This window comes from Cytobacillus sp. C11.1 (assembly GCF_058145115.1).
Window position 1 is genome coordinate 3605274 of record NZ_CM176935.1, and the last position, 15616, is coordinate 3620889.

The 15616-nt window shown below is 39.3% G+C and carries 14 protein-coding genes and 2 pseudogenes; 9 read left to right on the plus strand and 7 right to left on the minus strand.

Annotated elements, in window-relative coordinates; genetic code table 11:
• Positions 1-119: 119 nt before the first annotated feature.
• A pseudogene (locus AC3ZVC_RS17910) lies at positions 120-1336 on the minus strand (NupC/NupG family nucleoside CNT transporter).
• 632 nt (positions 1337-1968) lie between these two features.
• On the opposite strand from AC3ZVC_RS17910, the gene AC3ZVC_RS17915 reads away from it, so the two are divergent.
• From AC3ZVC_RS17915 to AC3ZVC_RS17930, 4 genes are all read left to right on the plus strand, one after another.
• On the plus strand, positions 1969-3153 hold the full coding sequence (locus AC3ZVC_RS17915) for an MFS transporter (RefSeq protein ID WP_490064562.1): 1185 nt from the start codon (positions 1969-1971) through the stop codon (positions 3151-3153).
• Between the two features lie 247 nt (positions 3154-3400).
• Positions 3401-3496 carry a YjcZ family sporulation protein gene (locus AC3ZVC_RS17920; RefSeq protein WP_214988018.1) on the plus strand — a complete coding sequence of 32 codons (96 nt, stop codon included), beginning with the start codon at positions 3401-3403 and terminating at the stop codon, positions 3494-3496.
• A gap of 182 nt (positions 3497-3678) precedes the next feature.
• The gene (locus tag AC3ZVC_RS17925; RefSeq protein ID WP_490064563.1) at positions 3679-3888 is read left to right on the plus strand and encodes a YozQ family protein; all 210 of its coding nucleotides are present in this window, start codon (positions 3679-3681) and stop codon (positions 3886-3888) included.
• A gap of 25 nt (positions 3889-3913) precedes the next feature.
• Positions 3914-4075, plus strand: a complete 162-nt coding sequence (locus tag AC3ZVC_RS17930) for a hypothetical protein (protein ID WP_490064564.1) — start codon at positions 3914-3916, stop codon at positions 4073-4075.
• Positions 4076-4471: 396 nt separating this feature from the next.
• On the opposite strand, the gene AC3ZVC_RS17935 is transcribed toward AC3ZVC_RS17930, so the two are convergent.
• The gene (locus AC3ZVC_RS17935) at positions 4472-5551 is read right to left on the minus strand and encodes a sulfite oxidase (protein WP_490064565.1); all 1080 of its coding nucleotides are present in this window, start codon (positions 5549-5551) and stop codon (positions 4472-4474) included.
• Positions 5552-5682: 131 nt separating this feature from the next.
• Between AC3ZVC_RS17935 and AC3ZVC_RS17940 the strand changes: the two genes are divergently transcribed.
• Positions 5683-6426 carry a YqjF family protein gene (locus AC3ZVC_RS17940; RefSeq protein WP_490064566.1) on the plus strand — a complete coding sequence of 248 codons (744 nt, stop codon included), beginning with the start codon at positions 5683-5685 and terminating at the stop codon, positions 6424-6426.
• 27 nt (positions 6427-6453) lie between these two features.
• Here the strand turns inward: AC3ZVC_RS17940 and AC3ZVC_RS17945 are convergent, their stop codons facing one another.
• Positions 6454-6597 carry a hypothetical protein gene (locus tag AC3ZVC_RS17945; protein WP_490069009.1) on the minus strand — a complete coding sequence of 48 codons (144 nt, stop codon included), beginning with the start codon at positions 6595-6597 and terminating at the stop codon, positions 6454-6456.
• A gap of 105 nt (positions 6598-6702) precedes the next feature.
• Here AC3ZVC_RS17945 and AC3ZVC_RS17950 point away from each other — a divergent pair, with 105 nt between their 5' ends.
• Positions 6703-6885 carry a cold-inducible protein YdjO-related protein gene (locus tag AC3ZVC_RS17950; RefSeq protein WP_214726794.1) on the plus strand — a complete coding sequence of 61 codons (183 nt, stop codon included), beginning with the start codon at positions 6703-6705 and terminating at the stop codon, positions 6883-6885.
• 57 nt (positions 6886-6942) lie between these two features.
• Here AC3ZVC_RS17950 and AC3ZVC_RS17955 read toward each other — a convergent pair.
• Positions 6943-7184, minus strand: a pseudogene (locus AC3ZVC_RS17955) (transcriptional regulator SplA domain-containing protein).
• 34 nt (positions 7185-7218) lie between these two features.
• The gene (locus tag AC3ZVC_RS17960; RefSeq protein ID WP_490068956.1) at positions 7219-7407 is read right to left on the minus strand and encodes a hypothetical protein; all 189 of its coding nucleotides are present in this window, start codon (positions 7405-7407) and stop codon (positions 7219-7221) included.
• 159 nt (positions 7408-7566) lie between these two features.
• On the opposite strand from AC3ZVC_RS17960, the gene AC3ZVC_RS17965 reads away from it, so the two are divergent.
• On the plus strand, positions 7567-8823 hold the full coding sequence (locus AC3ZVC_RS17965; RefSeq protein ID WP_490068957.1) for an erythromycin esterase family protein: 1257 nt from the start codon (positions 7567-7569) through the stop codon (positions 8821-8823).
• Positions 8824-9778: 955 nt separating this feature from the next.
• On the opposite strand, the gene pepF is transcribed toward AC3ZVC_RS17965, so the two are convergent.
• On the minus strand, positions 9779-11593 hold the full coding sequence (gene pepF, locus AC3ZVC_RS17970; RefSeq protein WP_490064567.1) for an oligoendopeptidase F: 1815 nt from the start codon (positions 11591-11593) through the stop codon (positions 9779-9781).
• Between the two features lie 418 nt (positions 11594-12011).
• Positions 12012-12146, minus strand: coding sequence for a protein YhfH (gene yhfH, locus AC3ZVC_RS17975; protein WP_110066586.1), 135 nt, complete (start codon positions 12144-12146; stop codon positions 12012-12014).
• A gap of 207 nt (positions 12147-12353) precedes the next feature.
• Here yhfH and AC3ZVC_RS17980 point away from each other — a divergent pair, with 207 nt between their 5' ends.
• Complete coding sequence (locus AC3ZVC_RS17980; protein ID WP_490064568.1) at positions 12354-13199, plus strand: DUF1206 domain-containing protein; 846 nt, start codon at positions 12354-12356, stop codon at positions 13197-13199.
• 135 nt (positions 13200-13334) lie between these two features.
• On the plus strand, positions 13335-15494 hold the full coding sequence (locus tag AC3ZVC_RS17985; RefSeq protein WP_490064569.1) for a PAS domain-containing protein: 2160 nt from the start codon (positions 13335-13337) through the stop codon (positions 15492-15494).
• The last annotated feature ends 122 nt before the right edge of the window (positions 15495-15616 follow it).

Below are 15616 nucleotides of genomic sequence, written 5' to 3' on the forward strand. Positions count from 1 at the left end.
ACCGCCAGCGTTCGCTGAGTCCCTAGAGCGGAAATCAACAGGCCAGGCCAATGTTATAGAGCTATAGTCTTGAAAAGAGGGTGCCCAAAAGCTAAACTTTTGGACACCCTCTTTATCTATTAAAGTAACATCCCTGCAATAGCAGCACTTAAAAGCGATGCCAACGCACCAGCGATTACAGCGCGAACGCCAAGCTTCGCAATATCACTTCTGCGATTGGGGCCAAATTTCCAAGTCCGCCAAGAAGAATGGCCATTGAGGAAATGTTGGCAAAACCGCAAAGTGCAAAACTAACTACGGCAACTGTCTTAGGAGACAGGCTGCCGATTTCCGGAGCAAATGATGAATAAGCAACAAATTCATTCAAGACAAGCTTTTGGCCGATATATCCGCCTGCCTGTACAGCTTCTGCCCAAGGAACTCCAACTGCAAAAGCGAGAGGAGCGAACACAAATCCCAGAATCGTTTCTAGGGTCAGGTTTTCAAATCCGAAGATGCCGCCTGCAAAGCCAATGATTCCATTAATAAGAGCAACTAAAGCGATAAAAGCAAGAAGCATTGCCCCAATATTTAAAGCAAGCTGCAGACCAACACTAGCACCGCGTGCAGCTGCGTCTACTACATTAACAGATTCAGTATCTTTTTCGATGGTAATGTCGTCAGTCGTTTCAGAGACTTCTGTTTCAGGTATCATAATTTTAGCCAGTACCAGACCCGCGGGTGCAGCCATGAAGCTGGCAGCCAGCAAGTATTCAAGCGGTACGCCAAGCAAAGAATATCCTATTAAAACAGAACCTGCCACTGACGCAAGACCGCCAGTCATTACTGCAAAAAGTTCAGATCTAGTCATTTTATTTAAGAAAGGGCGGACAATTAACGGTGCTTCAGTTTGCCCGACAAAAATATTGGCTGCTGCAGACATTGATTCTGCTTTACTTGTTCCTAGAAGTTTGGAAAGTCCTCCGCCAATCACTTTGATAATTACTTGCATGATCCCAGTGTAATACAGAACGGAAATTAGTGAAGAGAAGAAGATAACAGTTGTCAGTACTTGGAACGCAAAAACGAAACCTACACCTGAACCTTCCTGAAATAATCCTCCAAATAAGAAGTTAATTCCTTCATTTGCGTAACTGACAATATTATTTACTCCTAAAGTTAGCTTTTCTAAAGCTTTTTTTCCCAGTTCCCATTTAAGAACTGCAAATGCGAAACCAAATTGGATAGCCAGCCCGCCAAGTATTGTTCTTAAATTGATTGCCTTTCGATTAGATGAGAGAAGAAGGGCAATACCCAGTACAGTGGCAATCCCCAATAAACCCCAGATAAAACTCATGTTGGACACCTCTTTTGTTGAATTTAAACTCCATGAAAACGTTTTTATGAAACGTCAAAACTTTAGACCTCTTGATAGAGAGGTAGGTGAGTAGACGTCAGACATCTAACTTGTTTACATGTTCATTTTAACATGAATACGTTTACAGTAAAGAGTTTTTTTATGCCAAATTAGATTTGATTTTTAGTCATCATATTTTTGATGCATTAAGGTATTGAAAAATCCTTTATTAGTAAACATTACTTCTATAAATTAGGCTGTTTTCTAAAAGATTGTTGTTTTTAAAAAGATTTGTGAAAAGAAACATTGATAAATAAGGCTGGTTGATTGGAACGTAAGGTGCTAATCCCGCGAAAATGCATTTGCATTTCCATGGTGCGGTGAGGAATCGAGGATGCTTATTCAAAGTCCTGCGGGAGAAGTGGGACAGGTGAGACCCTACAGGCGCTGAGCATCCTGGAGCCGAAATCAACCTCTCCTCACTACTTGTTTAAAAAGCAACAAAATTTGCGAAAACAGCCATAAATTAAAAGAGGAGGAATCAAACCCAATACTATCAAAAAGTGGTAAAATGATAATTGTTTTCCTTTCGTTTAAAGGAAATCTACATAGAAAGCAGCGGAGGAGCACGTATGGAAAAGAGCAAAGATGTTAATAGAAATATTTTAACAATGCAGGGTTTTTATCTTCTCACTTTTTTTGGAATAGGCAGCCTGTTTCCATTATTAAGCGTATATTTAAGTGAGGTTGAAAAGCTGAATGGTTATCAAATAGGCGTCATCATGTCTATAAGCCCCATCATCATGATTTTTTTCCAGCCTTTATGGGGACTAATATCTGATAAAACAAATTCTCCAATAAAAATTTTAGCCGCTACAACTTTTGTTGCTGGCCTTTTAGGATTAGGATTCCTGGCTAATAGCGGCTACATTTGGCTTTTGATTATTGCAGTATGTGTAGCTATATTTCAAAGTGCTATCATACCTGTCTCTGATAGTATTTCCATTCAATATACGAGCAAGGTGAATTATGATTACGGAAAGGTAAGATTATTTGGATCTCTAGGTTTTGGCGTAGCAGTGTTTATAATGGGCAGACTCTCGGAGATCACACCTAAAGTCATATTTTTATCTTTTTTTCTATCACTTGCTTTAGCAGCTTTGCTGGCCATTAAAATGCCTGCAGCAAAGAGCAAGCCTAACCGAAACGTCATAGGGGGTATAAAAGAAATTCTAACATATAAGAAATTCATCCTGTTCCTGGGAATTACATTTCTCATTTTTGGACCGAACTTGGCTAACAATACTTACTTTGGTTTATTTATCGAAGATAGCGGTGGTACCTATACGGGGATCGGGATTGCATTCTTAATTGCTGTATTATCGGAAATTCCGTTCATGAGGGCTGCAGGAAGCTGGATTTATAGGTTAGGCCTTCTACAAGTGGCCGCAATTGCAGGAATTGTGTCGCTAATCCGCTGGCTGATTTATTTCATGGAACCAAACCTGGCTATTATATATGGAACCGCAGTCATCCAGGGTTTTTCGATTGGACTGTTTATTCCGGCCGGTCTTCAATACATTCGTGATATCGCTCCCATTCATATCACGGCCACAGCCATTACTCTCTATTCAGCAATTGGCAATGGCCTGGGAAACTGGTTCTGCACCTTTCTAGGAGGCATTATTTATGAAGAATTCAGTATTTATGCCGTCTATTTATTTTTCAGTCTGCTTGCTCTTATTGGTGTACTGTTAAATTTCTGGCTCCTTCATGAAGAGAAGGCCAAAGACACAGCAAGGGCAGCAGTTCAATAATCTTTACAATGCTAAAAAAAATGCCTGAGGCTGATACTTCCGACATTTTTTTATTAATTTTTTGGCTCTGTTAAAGCTCATTGTTGATATTTGATTGGACCGGACCGCCCGCAGTTCGCTGAGTTCCTGTAGCGGAAATCAACAGGGAGGTTTAAAAAGTATAAAAAATATCCTAGGCGCTTATAAATGCCCATTCGGGACAAGCATCTATTTCATAGACTGAAACTAGATGTCAGGAGGTGTTATGATGAGCGCAGGTGCAGGTTACGGCGGCGGTTTTGCATTAATCGTTGTCCTGTTTATTCTTTTAATTATCGTTGGTGCCTCTTACTGGAGTTACTAATATTTACTCCTGAAGACTAAAAGGTTAAGAGCCGCATTTAAATAGAAATGCGGGAAGAAAATCTGTCCAGATATTGGGCAGATTTTTTATTTACCTGCACACAGAGTTAAAATGCTCAGTATGGTAATCGGCATTATGTCCAAAATAAGGATAGTTCTTATTTTGAAAGGAGGGTTTCTTACATGGATAAGAAGGACAACAAGGACAGTGCAAACATTGCAGGAAGATATTATGAAACAGAAGATTATAAACGCAGCGATCAGCTTTCATCAGGATTGGCAACTACACATGAACAAGTAAGCGACGCATACATGGAAGGCCAGGCGGATGCAGTAATCGAAGATGTTGTCGGAGTGGATATTTCCATTCCCCGCAAGGGCTACGATGAATAAGATAATAGGAAAAGAGGGTTCATAAGTGACGCCAAAAGAAGCACAAGATGACATGAACCAATATAAAATGCCAAAAGCGCTGCAGCAAAAAAAGACTTCTTCCTATCGAGTGGGGTACCAGGCCACAACAGGCAACCAGACACCTGGGGAACCTGAAGCAGGCAAGAGGTCAGATGAACTAAATTAATTGCTTACCATTATTGATTAGAGCGAAAGCCGCACGAGATCCCCAAAATTGCCTTCGCACTTCCAATGTGGGTTTGATTCAGGGATGCTGATTTAGCCTCTGCAGGATCCGGAATGCACGAGGTTCCGCTGACCTTCTTAGTTGTAATCAATATTTAACAAATCGAATTAATAAAAAAAGAAAGAGAAGCGACTTCTCTTTCTTTTTTTGCCTTTACAATAATTCCATTATGAGTTGAATTCACGCTGATCAATCGATAGATACAAATCAGATTTGTTTCTTCCATGAATGTATTCTAAATAGACTCAACTTCGAGGATGTTAACCCTCCTGAATAGTTCTTATGCTCATAATTCGGTAAAAAAGGAAAAGCCATAAAAATTTTTTAAAAAAATAATTACTCGACTTTGAAATTTGATTTCTGAACAGCATTATACCCATATCCTTTTCTATTCCAAAAAGGCCTTAGAGGCTGAACATGGCCTTCCGTATCCTGAGCCCGAACCAGAATGGTATGTTCCCCCTTAACAGCCTGCCATTCAAACTGCCATTTTACCCAGGCGTATTTCTCGTTTTCCTTCCGCTTAAGGGATGCTTTTCTCCAGCTAATGCCATAATCAAAACTTATTTCCACTTCTTTTATAATCCCTGTACCGGTCCAGGCAATTCCTTTTATCAGTTGAGTTCCATCTTCAATTATGGAATGGTTCATTGGCTGTTGGATTGTACTGTTGACATTAATGGTTGTTACAGGTTCTTTATCCTTGTCTGTGTCTTTATATGGATAATAAACATAATCTTTTGTTTGAAAGGGGCCATTAAACTCATGCTTAATAATAAAAATATTCTGCAGCCATTTAACCGAAGCCATAGCATACCATTGTGGCACAATTAACCGGTAAGGAAATCCATGCTTGTAAGGTATTGGTTTTCCATTATATTCATAGGCTACAATGGTATCTTCGTGAAGTGCTTTCTCAATGGGAAGGCTTCTCCCATAGTAAAAAGACTCTTCCAAGTCTTTTCGTTCGCCAAAATCCATACCCACAAACACGGCTTCTTTACTTCCTTCCATAAGTCCTGCCTGATTTAAAAGTTCCCTTAGAGAGACACCTTTCCATCTAGCCTGGCTGACAGCGCCTTCTTCCCATTGCTCTCCATATACCTTCGGCTTAAATTTTGCCCGATTATTGCCAGCGCATTCCAATGGTAACATGATTGTTTTGGAAGGGAGACGGTGAAGATCATTCATTGTTATTTTTACTGGTTTTTTTACATTTCCTTGAATGGTCAAAAAGAACGGCTGAGGAGTTAACTGTGGATAGGGAAAGTGGTTTCGTAAATAGAAATAGTCCCTTGGCGTTTTCCATCGGTCCAGAAATTGAATGGGAGACTCCTGGTTTTCCGGATCAAGACTTAATGTTTTTAAATAGGGAATGACAAATTCGTTTCTCAATAGCCGATCACCTCTATTCATAAATATAATGGCAAAGGTCAAGTTAGAACATTATTAAAATGCCAGATCAATTGCCTTAAGGCCACTTTAAGTTTACAAAAGTCATTTTGAGGAATAATCGTTAGTAAACATGCTGAAGGGCGGAACCAATAATGAAGAAAGAAATCAAGATAACAGGCCACAGACCCTTTCCAATGCCAAATTCACCATGGATAATGGAACAGATATGGAATGATGTCCTATTTTTACATTGGCCAGTGCCAACAGAGGTGATGGAAAAGCATATCCCTTCCCAGTTGAAATTAGACACGTTTAACAGAACAGCCTGGATTGGAATTGTGCCATTTTGGATCAGTAAAATGCGGGTGCGCGGTTTGCCGCCAATGCCTTTTATGAATTCAATGAATGAACTGAATGTAAGAACTTATGTAGAATACGAGGGAAGAAAAGGGGTTTACTTTTTCAGTCTGGATGCAAACAATCCTTTAGCCGTAACCGGAGCCAGAATGCTGTATTTTCTTCCTTATATGAATGCGGAAATGAATGTTACAAATGCAGAAGGAATGGTGAGTTATGAAAGCAGGCGAAAAAGCGGGAATACTGATAGAAATCATTTTTTTGCCTCCTATAAAGCTTCATCTAACCCCTATAATTCGGAACCAGGTTCACTTGATGAATGGCTGACAGAACGTTATTGCTTATGGGTTACAAAAGGGAACAAGGTCTTTCGTGGCGATATCCACCATACGAAGTGGCAGCTCCATGAGGCATCTTGTCATATTCAGCATAATTCAATGGCATCTTTTTTGCCACGTGAATACTTTCAAGGGCAACCAATTGTACATTATTCCCCGCAAAAATATGCCTTTTTTTGGCCATTAAAACGGGTTACTTAAACTAAGGAATAAGTAACCCGCTTTAGATTATTTAAGTTTGTTATTTAAATTTTCCGCGAGCAATCTCTTTACTTCATTATAAGAAAGCCCCGATTGGCTATTAAGCCTTTTTACTTCATCAATATCTGTCCCGGTAATAGTTAGATTCTTCTTCTGAATTATTTTATTCACATTATTTCCTCCAAGCAGATAGAATGATCATTTTGCCGCATGTAAAAGTTTTTCTATAAAAAATGACTTTTTTGTCCATACTAAGAAAAAAAGGGGGCGTTTCCTATTTTTTTCAATAAAAAAGGACAAGATGATAAGCCGGAAGTGGTGCTCATGGACACAGAGGTATATTCATGCAATAGCTGCAATGGTTGGATGAGAAAAGATTTTGCCTCTGCAGATTTGAAATGTCCATTATGCGGTGATGAAACAACAGTTGAAATGAGGGAATTGCCGCAAATTCAATAAAATACTTATAAATGAAAAAGACTGTTGTCAGCCAGATAACAGTCTTTCTTATTGGGACTAAAAGTCTCCGTACAATTCTTGAAAGGCTTGTTCCGCATCTTTTTCAGAAGTAAACAGCGCATCGTCCTCTTCGATTAAATGGAATGATTCGTTAAGAAAGAGGGCTACTGCGTTAGGATCTTAGGATGAGGAACAATTTCGGCTGGGCGAACGTTTGCTACGCTGGGAGTATGAGGATTATGATAAATGACAAAAACCTCATCGCCTGCTTTTACATTTCTTGGATCGACTGTTTCCATTCTTATTCACTCCTTCAGTATAGATTGGACAAATTTATAGATTTTCGTTTTGCTGACCAATTTCTTTGGCTCCAATAATTGCATTTGCCGTTTCCTGCTGTTCATGTCCATCAACTGAGTCTCCGACAGTATTTCTTAAATTGGGAAACCTTCCATCCGTATCAACTGTGACCATTTCCTCTTTTGGTGCCTGTGTTAAATATTTTTCATCTTTTTCATTCATCATCAAAACTCCTTTGGACACTGATATTCAATTCGTTGTCTTTTAAGTTTTCTCTCACCATTGAACCAATATGCAACCATATTAATCCTTGATTTAATGGGTATATTATTTTTATAAATTTTAAAATCAAGCAGAGGTGCCAAAATAGTGGACAACAACATGAATTTGATTAATGCAATTCAGAATGAGGCCTATTCATACATTGCATCATCTGATCTGGACCGAGTTATCGATGCTATCGGTGATGCAAAATTTGTTTTATTAGGCGAGGCTTCTCATGGGACATCTGAATTTTACACTATCAGAACTGAGCTATCCAAAAAGCTCATCGAACAAAAAGGCTTTAATTGTATTGCAGTGGAAGGGGACTGGCCTTCATGTTTCAACGTTAACCGGTATGTTAAGGGTTACGAACAAATGAGTTCCCAAAAGGCTCTGGGGGATTTTAACAGATGGCCAACCTGGATGTGGGCAAACGAGGAAGTCAAGCTGCTTATAGAGTGGCTTCATGACTTTAATCATCGTACTGATCAGCAAAGTAAAAAGGCCGGTTTTTATGGCATTGATGTGTACAGTTTGTGGGAGTCGATGGAAGAAATCATTAAACTCCTCGAAAAAAACGGGGCAACTGAGTTGGAAGCGGCGAATAATGCTTTTTCTTGCTTTGAGCCGTTTCACCGGACTCCAGAAAATTATGCCGTGTCTGCAGCTTTCTATGGTGAAGGCTGCGAAAAGGAAGTTGCTGAACTTCTTCTTAAAATTAAAAACAAATGGGATTCAGTAAGGGACCTAGAAGAAACCTCCCTAAACCTTTCGATAAATAGTCTTGTTACGGTTAATGCTGAAAACTATTACCGTGCAATGGTAAAAGGCGGTCCAGATGATTGGAATATTAGAGATCACCATATGGTAAGCGCTTTGGAGGAAATCTCCAACTATTACGGCCAAGAAACTAAGGTGATTGTCTGGGAGCACAATACCCATATTGGCGATGCAAGAGCAACGGATATGCAAGAAGAGGGTCTTGTTAATGTAGGCCAAATCCTTCGTGAAAAATATGGAGAAAATCAGGTTTATGCAATAGGCTTTGGTACACACTCAGGGACGGTTGTGGCAGCGGAAAAATGGGGCGAGGACCTTCAGGTAATGGAAGTGCCGCCAGCACAAGAAGGCAGCTGGGAGGATGCCCTTCAAAAAGCAGGAAATGGAAATAAAATATTGTTATTTACAGATAATAACCGGGAACTTTTCAGCAATTTCATCGGCCACCGGGCTATAGGAGTAGTATACAATCCGGAATATGAGCGGTATGGGAACTACGTACCTACACAGATTTCACGCCGGTATCATGGGTTTATTTATATTGAAAAGACAAGGGCTCTCAACCCTATTTTATCAACAGCCGGAATCACATAAATTATTCCGCTCCCTATAAGTAAAGCTGTGAAAACGTTCACAAAACAGACACCACTGAACCTGTATGGAAGTGGATGAGGGTGGTAAAATAAAGATGTAAAGGAAATACAAAAACTCCTTAACATCTTAGGAGACTCAGCCATATAGTGTTCGTTCCGGCTGTCAGTGAACGAAAGCTAAAAAATCCTTTACTATGCTGAAAATAGGGGGGTAAATAACTTTAGTTAACAGGATAATCAAAGCAAAGGCTATTTGAAGCTCACTATTAATTTGACACTCTGCTGACGCAATCGGAAGGCGCGAGAACTACGAAAATTCATTGCATTTCCTTCGTGCGATGATAATTCAAGGAAGCCTATTCAATGTCCTGCGGGAGAAGCGAGTTAAAGAGAACCCGGACCTTCATGAGGCTTCAGGACTCCCGCGGTTTGCCGAGCGCCTCTAGCGGAAAACCAACAGTCAAGTTAAGCAAAGCTAAGCATTAAAAAAGGATGCATACTTTATTTCCACCAGATTTCATGTGAAACTTCTGTCTAATACTCCTAATGGAATAGAGCTTACGCAGAACCGGATCATCTAATCTAAAGGCCTTTGGCTGGGAATTAATAAGTGAATCCTTATAAGAGAATAGACTCTATCCAGGGAAGATAGTGAACGATTTCTCTTAAATTGCCAAAAGATTTCCTTCTTGTACTCAAAAACCTGTTACTCTAAAGTTAAAAACGACTTGACCAAACCTCTCCTAAAGGATGTTGTTTTTCAGTAAGAAATGAGTCTCAAAAAAGTGTTTTTCCAAAACAAAGTTCAGTTAGCAGGAACTAATTAAACGGAACAAACACTCCATCAGCTGCCAGGTTATCAGCTCTCGAAAATGTGTTTAAAATAGCTGATGTGCATGGTTGGGTCCCCTAAGATGTTAACCTAAAAACCCCTCCGAATCGGAGAGGTTTTTCTTTTATTCATAGCTTTTTTCTAATTCAACGACTAAAGCACCTACATAGCTCACAGCTTTGCGGATTGCATCCGGCTTGGACATATCAATGCCTGCTTTCCTTAAAAGTTCAAGCGGTTTTTTAGTTCCACCCGATTTAAGGACATCCAGCCAGCGATCTACCGCAGGCTGGCCTTCTTCTTTAATGCTTTGTGCCATCGCTGTAGAAGCAGTTAGTCCTGCTGAATAAGTGTATGGATACAGTCCCATATAATAATGTGGCTGTCTCATCCATGTTAATGCTGCTTTTTCATCCAGTTCGACAGAATTTCCCCAGAAAGAGCTAAGGGTCTCATATTTTTGGTCTGATAGCGTTTTTGCAGTCAGCGGCACACCGTGTTCCGCCAGATTATAAATCCTCCGCTGATATTCACCTTCCAGAAGGTGAGTAACAAAATTGTGATAGTAAGTTCCAAGGAGCTGGAGAATCACCCAGCGTTTCATTCTTTTATCTTCGGTTCCATCCATTAAATGCTGTCCCAAAAGCAATTCATTGAGGGTTGAAGGCGCTTCAACAAAATAGGTGGAAGGGCGTGTATTCATGATGCGCTGATATTTATTCGCCAAATAGAAATGTCCCGCATGTCCAAGCTCGTGCGCCAGGACAAAAGCTCCCCTCATCGTATCTGTCCATGTAATCAAGATAAATGGGTGGGAACCATATGGGCTCGAACAGAATGCGCCAGTTGATTTCCCGACATTATCAGCAAGATCCACCCAGCGTTCCGTTAACCCTTTCTTCATGATTTCAGAGTACTCTGACCCCATCACTTTAAGTGATTCCAATATAATCTTTGATGCATCTTCATAGGTTGTTTCGGGATTGAAGTCTGGGTCTAAAGGTGCCTTTAAATCACAAAACAGCATTTTATCTAATCCTAAAACCTTTTTCTTCAGCTGTGCAAATCTGCGCATATGAGGTGCCAATTCTTTTTGGATTATATCAAGCTGATTATGATACATTTCCTCAGTTACATGCTGTGAATCCAACAGCATCTGTGTAACAGAGTTGTATTTTCTTAATTTTGATAAAGTTACTTGCTTCTTGACTTCAGCAGAATAAGCGGAAGCAAATGTATTCTTATAGTTTTCCAATGAATCAGTGAAGGAAGAATAGGCATTTCTTCGAATGGTTGTGTCAGGTGAAAATTCGTAGCGATCCTCGTATAGGGCAAAAGAGTTTGGAAACTCATTGCCTTCACTGTCTTTAAAAGAAGAAAAAGGCATGTCAGCCAGTTTTCCAGCCTGATAAACATTATATGGAGCTCCAAGAACCTCACCTAATGCTGCAATAGCTTCCTCTGTTTCCGGTGATAGCCTGTGTTCCTTAGTTTTTATCAAGTCAGAAAGCTGATTTTTATAAACCTCGAGTTCACTTTCTTCTGCTATGTAATTTTCAACGGTACCATCTGGCAGGGACAATATTTCAGATTCAATAAAAGAAAGAGAAGATGCTGCTTTAGCTCTGAGGGAAGCAAGTTTGGATGAATTCGCTTGATTAACAGGGTTAGTGCCATCTTCTGATTGCCGCAGCATAGCGTATGTACCCGCTTGGACAAGGCGGACAGAAACTTTCTCCTGAGCGGAAAGACAGTTCATGAACACTTGCGGCCCTTCATGAAGTTTGCCTTTAAACTGTTCAAAAATAGCAAGGTCCTCTTCAATGCTCTTCATTTCATTTTGCCAATCTTCCTCTGCGGCAAATAAATCCTCTACTTTCCAGGTAAGGTCTTTAGGTACCTCTGAACGTTTTAATCTGGTAACAACCGTTTGAACCATATAAATCCCCCTCCTATTTCGACTCTCTAAATACTGAGATATCAGACAATTATACAGGAAGAATTCATAATTTTATATATTTTTCTTTACGAGAAATGTTCCCCAAATTAATATTTTCTATTTTAAAGTCCTCTCTTCCACCTGTTGTATTACAGAAGTTGTTATAAAATGTTAGCAAAGGAGGAATAAGATTTCCATAAAGCGGTCATGACAACGATTTTCATAGAGTGAGGGACTTGGGCACTTTGGAGACTTCATGATTTCGATTCTCCTCAAAGAGAAAGGAGCTTGAGTCGTCACAAACCGGTCATAATGACGATTCTCATCCCGAAAAGGAAAACTCTAATGCACTCAAAACCAATCCATACTCTAAGACATAAAAAAAAACGGAAGGACTCAAATCCTTCCGTTTTTTGTTCTACTCCATTTTCTTTGAAAGGCAGCGGTCACATTCCATTAAATATGATTCAGCCTGTTCCTTGACTGTTTGGCCGCACTCCGGGCATACCTTCTTAGGCAGGTTTCTGAAAAATTCAACTGGACTTTTAATCATGATTATTCCTCCTTTTTATAATACAGTTTATTTTATTATCTTCTGTTGTAGTACAGTATATACTATTTATTTTCAATTGTGTAGTCTTTTACCTAAATTTTTTTAAAATTTTATTTATTTATAAAAATGGAAAATGCTTATGGTTTTTTCCATATAGGACAAAGGGTATATAAAGCTATAATTAGAGAGCAGTGTGAGGTGTTTGCCGTGGAATTACAAGAGAGCCAGCAAAAAAAACGGGACCATAGAGATAAGCTGGGTAAGGAATCGATACCTTGGCTAAGAAGGTACGCTCGCCTTGGCTATATGGCTAGAGGCTTTGTATATATGATCGTAGGGATATTGGCTATGATGGCCGCAGCAGGAGCGGGAGGCAGCAAAACAGATACTGGGGGTGCACTGCGGTCAGTTGCAACTGTGCCATTTGGTGAGGCACTTTTGTGGGGCGTAGCCTTCAGTTTATCAGGCTATGTTCTTTGGAGGATTATTTTAATCATTTACGATCCTGAAAAAAAGGGGTTTGGAATAAAGGGTATTGCTTTAAAAATATCCTACCTTGTAAGCGGCATAATTTATGCCAGCCTATCCTACGAGGCGTTCACAATCGCCATTCATGCATCAAGTGGCCGCAGCAATGAGAAGTCGCTTTCAGCAAAACTTCTTCAACAGCCTTTTGGGCACTGGCTTGCCGGGATTGCAGGCATAATTATTATCGGGTATGGATTTTATGAAATGTATAATGCATATAGTGGAAAGTATAAGGAGGAATTCAGAGAATGGAAGATGAGTAAAAAAGAAATCGAGCTTGCTGCCAAGGCAGGAAAAATAGGCCTTACATCCAGGGCAGTTGTTATGTTTATAATTGGGTACTTTGTTATAATTACAGCCATTACATCTGATCCTGATACTACAATCGGAATGGATGGAGCACTTGCCAAAATTTCAGCCCAGCCGTTCGGACAGATTTTGCTGGGAGTGGTAGCCTTTGGCCTTTTTCTGTATGGAGTATACCTGATTTTGAAAGGACGATATCGTAAGATTAAATTAAATTAGGGCAAAATAGGCAGGGAACGAATAATCTGAGTTTAACAATCTTTATTTAATTTTCCTTTTACCTCTTCCATGGCCTTAAGGTTTCCATTACAATCATATTTGAAACTGTTTGGATGAGGAGGCTGATAGCCCGTAATGACTGAAATTGTTGTATCTTTTAATCCTATTCTAATATTTGTAGCCGTTATTTTAACCATTATGGCTTCTTATACAGCATTGGACCTGTTTACTTTAATTAAGGCCTCTGACAGTAATCAGAGATTTTTGTTTCTGGGTGGAACTTTTTCACTGGGGATCGGCATTTGGATCATGAATTTTATCGGAATGGTCGCAATCAATATTAACGCATCAGGCAATTATAATATTCCGCTTACGGTATTATCCATCGTGTTTGGGATTTCCTTTACAGGGATGGCTTTTAATACAGTAATAGACCGCCAGCCTAAAACAAGCTATCTTGTGACAGGAAGCTTCTTTTTAACAATGGCTGTTCTTTCCATCCATGTTACAGGGATGTATGCCATGGGTATGAATGTACAATTCGATCCTGTTGTTTTTTTTATTTCGACTATGTTAATATTCATCTCATTTTTCTTTTCACTTTGGATGCTTTTTTACTCAAAAAGTCTTGCGTATTCCAAGCATGTTTGGATAAAGCCATTAAGCGCTCTCATCATTACCGGAGCAATCGTGGAAGGATATTTTCTTCTTATACGCTCGTCTTCTTTTTATTCAAATGGAGAGATAGACCGAGAAGGAGGGGCTCCAGAAACCTTTCTTATATACCTGGTGTTTTTTGCAACCATCCTTATTCTGAGCGGCCTTATTGCTTCAAGTACATTAATCAGCAAACGTCTTGAAGCAAGCGATACCCATTTAAAGGATATTCAGGCTGCGCTTGATGAATCATCAATTGTAGCCATTACAGACCCTAAAGGAATCATCACTTATGTAAATGATAAATTTATTGAAATCTCGAAATACGAAGAAGCAGAACTGCTTGGAAAAAATCATAATATCCTAAACTCCGGTTTCCATCCCCCTGAATTTTTCCGTGAACTCTGGAAAACAATCGGTGCGGGGAAAATATGGCGCGGGGAAATTCGGAATAAAGCAAAGGACGGAAAATATTACTGGGTCGAGACCACAATCGTTCCGTTTCTTAATAAAAAGAATAAACCTTATCAATATGTTTCAATCCGGACAGATATTTCCGCTTTAAAATCTGCTGAGGCTAATCTTAAAGACTCTTTAAAGGAAGTCAATGACATAAGATTTGCACTAGATCAATCTTCCATTATTGCTTTTACAGATGAAAAAGGAATCATTACAAATGTAAATGACAAGTTCTGCGAGATTTCCAAGTACAGCAGGGAAGAATTGATTGGCCAAAGTCACTCTATCTTAAATTCCGGACTTCATTCCAGGGAATTTTTTAAGGACCTATGGAAAACGATTGGCCAGGGTGATGTGTGGAAAGGCGAAATAAGGAATAAAGCAAAAGACGGCACTTATTACTGGGTTCATACCACAATCGTTCCGTTTTTAAATGATAAGGGAAAACCTTATCAATACCTTGCTATCAGAAATGATATTACGGAACGGAAGAAAACGGAAGAAGTGCTGCACCGTCAGGATAAGCTTGCCGCAGTTGGACAGCTGGCAGCCGGAGTTGCCCATGAAATCCGAAATCCTTTGACATCCATGAAAGGATATACAGAGTTCCTTCAACTGGATGAAACAAATAAAGAGCGTCAGGAGTTTTTAAGTATCATTCTGGATGAAATTGAACGAGTTAATAATATTGTTGAAGACTTTATGGTATTGGCCAAACCAAAGGCCGTGGAACTGGAAGAAAAAAATATCATTCCAATTATTAAGAATGTTCTTTCATTAGTAGAATTTGAAGCACGTAAAAGAAGTGTGAAAATTCATTTTGAATATGAGAAAGATATCATCCAAATCGAATGTGATGAAAACCGTCTGAAACAGGTATTCCTGAATTTTGTAAAGAATGGAATCGAAGCAATGCCAGACGGTGGAGATATTACTGTCCGAGCAAGTATTATAAACAACCAAGTTCAAATCGCCATACAAGATACAGGAGTAGGTATTCCTGAAGAGAAACTAAAAAATATCGGTGAACCTTTTTATACAACAAAGAAAAACGGAAATGGCCTGGGGCTTATGGTTAGCTTTAAGATTATTGAAAGCCATAACGGCAAGGTTTATATTGAAAGTGAATTAAATAAAGGAACAACATTTAATATTATATTACCGGCAAAATCGGCTTAGCCAATCCAATAGGGTTGGCTTTTTTTATTTAAATTCACTAAAAATTCTTAATTATATGGTCTATTTATTGGCAGCTGCATTTAGAATAAAAATAGAAGGTCGTTTCACGGATTGCTGAAAAG

Excerpts from the sequence above, each read along its gene's own strand:
- AC3ZVC_RS17935 (WP_490064565.1), bottom strand. The coding sequence starts at position 5,551 with ATGAATAGAGGTGATCGGCTATTGAGAAACGAATTTGTCATTCCCTAT.
- AC3ZVC_RS17940 (WP_490064566.1), top strand. The coding sequence starts at position 5,683 with ATGAAGAAAGAAATCAAGATAACAGGCCACAGACCCTTTCCAATGCCA.
- AC3ZVC_RS17965 (WP_490068957.1), top strand. The coding sequence starts at position 7,567 with ATGAATTTGATTAATGCAATTCAGAATGAGGCCTATTCATACATTGCA.
- AC3ZVC_RS17920 (WP_214988018.1), top strand. The coding sequence starts at position 3,401 with ATGAGCGCAGGTGCAGGTTACGGCGGCGGTTTTGCATTAATCGTTGTC.
- yhfH (WP_110066586.1), bottom strand. The coding sequence starts at position 12,146 with ATGATTAAAAGTCCAGTTGAATTTTTCAGAAACCTGCCTAAGAAGGTA.
- pepF (WP_490064567.1), bottom strand. The coding sequence starts at position 11,593 with ATGGTTCAAACGGTTGTTACCAGATTAAAACGTTCAGAGGTACCTAAA.
- AC3ZVC_RS17960 (WP_490068956.1), bottom strand. The coding sequence starts at position 7,407 with ATGAATGAAAAAGATGAAAAATATTTAACACAGGCACCAAAAGAGGAA.
- AC3ZVC_RS17985 (WP_490064569.1), top strand. The coding sequence starts at position 13,335 with ATGACTGAAATTGTTGTATCTTTTAATCCTATTCTAATATTTGTAGCC.
- AC3ZVC_RS17915 (WP_490064562.1), top strand. The coding sequence starts at position 1,969 with ATGGAAAAGAGCAAAGATGTTAATAGAAATATTTTAACAATGCAGGGT.
- AC3ZVC_RS17925 (WP_490064563.1), top strand. The coding sequence starts at position 3,679 with ATGGATAAGAAGGACAACAAGGACAGTGCAAACATTGCAGGAAGATAT.